Source organism: Chryseobacterium indologenes, from assembly GCF_001295265.1.
Taxonomy (GTDB): domain Bacteria; phylum Bacteroidota; class Bacteroidia; order Flavobacteriales; family Weeksellaceae; genus Chryseobacterium; species Chryseobacterium indologenes_A.
This window is the reverse complement of record NZ_LJOD01000036.1, coordinates 1-3,923: the sequence shown is the minus strand read 5'-3', so window position 1 is coordinate 3,923 and position 3,923 is coordinate 1. Positions and strand designations below refer to the sequence as shown.

The window sequence follows — 3,923 nt, the reverse complement described above, 5'->3', positions numbered from 1 at the left end:
GTATTATCTTTGCCACCTATATCTGCTGTTTGAATTCCGAATTCAACATTAACCTCACCAGCTGCCATCCAATCAGCAACCTGATTAAAATATTCCATGCCTTTAGCCTCATCTCCTTTGAAATTTATATACTTATCTCCACTAGAATAATATTGGTATTCATTTTTTTTTGATGAAACCTTTTACTCCAATATCATATCCGCCGTTATTATTTTCTTTTAATTTTCTTTTTTCTCCTTCTCCTTCAAAATTTTTAGATGTGTAAATAACGTCCCTATCTGACTCCTCCCTTCTGGTTAAATATCCCTTGTCATCCATCTCATAAACATCCAAATTCATTCCATTAGGATCAATAAAACGAATTGGATTATTTCCTCCGTAATTATATGTTGACATTGGCTGGTACATTTCCGCCAGTGGATCTATCACACCCCATCTTCCAATATCAGGCATATACATCCTCGCTCCATAATCATACATTCCAGTCTCCTGCAATTCTTTCCCATTATACATGTAATTAACCTCATAAAATACGAGGTTAATTATCATCTTCCCACACGAAACGCAGTGAGGGATTTTATCCTAAACAATTCAATCATTCTAACTTTTCCATTAATTCTTGCAATAACATTCCAAACTCTATACAAACCAATTTATCCATTACTTTTATTGCTGAAATATTCTGACCTACAGTTCTCAGATACTCATTAATTTTTTCAATAATATCTATTTCAAGTTCACTAACTTCAAATTCTTCGTTTTTTTCAATAACCATATTATTTTCTGAATCAAAATAATGTTCAATACCAAAATAATTTTTATTAGCACATAAAATAGTTTTAGTATCAAATGGTATGTTTATATTGTTATTGACAAAGTTAATTATTAAGAAATCTTCCTTATTTGAAGTTTTCTCTAACATTTTTAAACTATTGCTTCTGAAGAAATTTAAATGTTCTAAACATGCAATGCAAGCCTCTTCAAAAGTTTTAATTGTTGTCTCATCAAACTTATTTTTGCGCAATTCTTCACTTTCTTTTTTACAATTTTGAATATCCTTGTCCTTCACTTTATAAAGAGAAATAATCTCAGATTCTAATTTTTGATTATCTTGCGCTTTAAAAGAATTACAAAGAAGTAAAACGATACATGTTATAAAAATTCTCATTTCTTATTTTTTAAGATTTATTATAATAATTAAATCCTCAAAAAAAGAGGCTGTTTTAGATTGCCTCTTCCATGTATATTTGCTTATTTCAACTAAGCGAAAAAAGATTATTGTACTTCCCTCCAGCCAATTTTGTAATGATTGATATCATCAATTAATTTTTTAAAAAAGGGTGTTTCATAAGTACTTTTTTTCATGCATTCAAAATCTAAGGGAAACCTTCTTTCTATAAAAGATTCTTTGATCTTTACTTTATACATTAACATAAATCCATCAACTGCTATACATTTATCTATTCCGTCATCATCTTTAGATGGGTTTTGTAACCAATTATTCATTTCCAGATTCTCCCGTTTTATCTCTTTCTTGGTTATTACTTTTCCATTGTTTAAATTATAAACACTTATTCCATTATTTGTATAACTCCACATATAAGATGATGTAAAACCTGATGAACCAATTACAAAAATATTTCCGTTGGTATTATACAACTCATTATACAGTTTTTTATTTTTAGAAATAATATCATTCGACATACGATTAGTTTGACACGAAAACAAAGGTGTAACAAGAATTAAAAAAAATACTTTTCTCATTTTGTTTCATTTATTAATTAATAAACTACTCATTATTGATCCGACAGCACTAACTGTAGCTTGGATACCTGCACTTTTCCAGTCATCATAATTTACATTAACAATCTGCCCTTCTGCATTGTAGTAGGTGACATCATTAGTACGGGGTCCAACTACGAATGCATTACCTTTAAATCCTCTTTCTTCTAAAAGCCCCTGAACGCCATAGTCGCCATCTGATGGGTTTGAATGTCCTAACTGAACAGGAGAAATATTATTTACGAGAACATCAGGATGATCATGCCAATACATTTCTAAGTTTGATGCGTCTTTAGGAATTCCTCCATGAAATATACTCATAGAGGCTTCCGTAATTATTTGATTTTTATCGTTGTAATATTGTTTAGGAGCTCCTCCTTCTTTACTTCTTGTTGGTTTATCATCACCTCTATATGTATAACCTCCATTTTCACGACCTGATTTTTTAGTATCAGCAACAGATTCTATAACACCATTTAATCGGGCCCCAGTAGGAATATTTGCAACATTTTTGCCCTCCACTAAATTTCCACTAAATTTTTGCCCATTTTTAGTTGCTGCTTCTACTTCTTTTTTTACTTTTCCTGTAACAATATAAGCTTTACCTGCATTTTTTCCATCATCGCCAATTAAGGTCAATTTATTACTCCAAAAGCCTCGGCCATAGATAGGATCGATAGCACGCCTTCCATCCGGGTCAATGAACCTAATAGGATTATCGAAAGCATAATTATAAGGTGACCATCTTCTCATTTTCTCCGCCAGCGGATCTACCACACCCCATCTTCCAATATCCGGCATATAAAATCGTGCTCCATAATCATACATTCCCGTCTCTTGAAGTTCCTTACCATTGTACTTGTACTGATAAGCATTCTGCGTAGTCACGGTATAATTATGCAGTAATCCAAATGGATAATAATTATTCACCTCCACAATTTCTCCAGGTTTCCAGCCATCAATGCACATCGGAATTTCAAATGGCGGATTAAATTCTCCACTGCATTCCTGCCAGTAGTACTGTCTGGGCTGGATGATTCCATCCTTATTAGTATCCGTATACGCCAACCTTACATTACCCAGATGATCGGTATAATTATAAACATACTGGCTGCTAAGCGCATCATAATAACCTTCTGAAGTAGGAATAATTCTAAGCTTCATCACAGCAACCGCATCAGGATCGGTAATTACGAAGCCTCCGCCTGTTCCCGTTTCCGAAGGTTTCGTACTTTTATACTGGAACCCATCCAGATAATTGGTTTCTACATCTCCAAAGAGCTTCTTTACTTTTACTCCGTCTGCCTTATAAGTATAATTAGTTACTTTCGCATTCTGGGTAATCTGTTTTGGTAAATTTAAATAATTATACTGAATTGAAGAAATCCCCTTATCCGGATGGCTGGTCATATTCCCATTACCGCTGCCATTATCGTTGTCGTATCCTATTGTTCCGGGGCTGGCAAGGTATGGATACCCTGATGAATTCTGCTGGGAATCGGTAACCTTAGTCAGCTTATTGCCTGTATAATCATACCTTAAATCATCAATCACAACAGCTGTTGTACTTCCTGTCTGGAGGGCTGCGGATCTTTTCAGCCTGGTGATGTTGCCGTTCAGGTCATATTCCGGGATTTCAAAATATTCTTTGGCTGTTTCATTACCCTGTTTCTGGTAAAATCCTGCCGAAAGACGGTTTAATCCATCATAAACATAGCCATACCGTTTTAACGGCTCGTTTTCTTCAGTTAACGTTTTCCAGGATACTTCCGCTATGTTTCCGTTGAATTTAGGCTTTACCTTTAAGCTGCTGTAATCATTGTTCGGGGTTTCCTGTCCTTCTATCTGATGGTAGTTGATCTTATAGCCAAACAGATCATTCCCTAAGTTACCGGGATCGTTGATCTGGGTCATCCAGCCCCTGATATTATACTGGTAATTAATCGTCTGTAACGGAGAAGCAGCATTGGTTCCTCCAACCTTCTTGGTTTCCAATTGGGACAGCTCATTGTAGCTGTTCTGGGCCAGAATCTCTTCTGGACCACTGTCCACCTGATGCTTATGAACGAGTAACCTGTTCTGATGGTCATACGTAAAGGTCTCTGTAATTACTCTTTCAGTATCGGTGCTTAGCCTTTTAT

3 protein-coding genes and 1 pseudogene are annotated in these 3,923 nt (G+C 34.9%); all 4 read right to left on the bottom strand.

The genetic code is table 11. The annotated features are described in order from the left end of the window. Positions 1-336: 336 nt before the first annotated feature. A pseudogene (locus tag AOB46_RS23925) lies at positions 337-516 on the bottom strand (RHS repeat-associated core domain-containing protein); the annotation flags it as partial. Positions 517-595: 79 nt separating this feature from the next. Further along, positions 596-1,168 (bottom strand): hypothetical protein, encoded by a 573-nt coding sequence (locus tag AOB46_RS22400; RefSeq protein WP_062703594.1) that lies wholly within the window; start codon positions 1,166-1,168, stop codon positions 596-598. Positions 1,169-1,275: 107 nt separating this feature from the next. Beyond that, positions 1,276-1,704: a hypothetical protein gene (locus tag AOB46_RS22395; RefSeq protein WP_062703592.1), complete on the bottom strand. Its 429-nt coding sequence runs from the start codon at positions 1,702-1,704 to the stop codon at positions 1,276-1,278. A 66-nt stretch (positions 1,705-1,770) separates the two neighbouring features. Continuing rightward, on the bottom strand, positions 1,771-3,923 hold a 2,153-nt coding region (locus AOB46_RS22390; RefSeq protein WP_131724450.1), incomplete at its 5' end, for an RHS repeat domain-containing protein.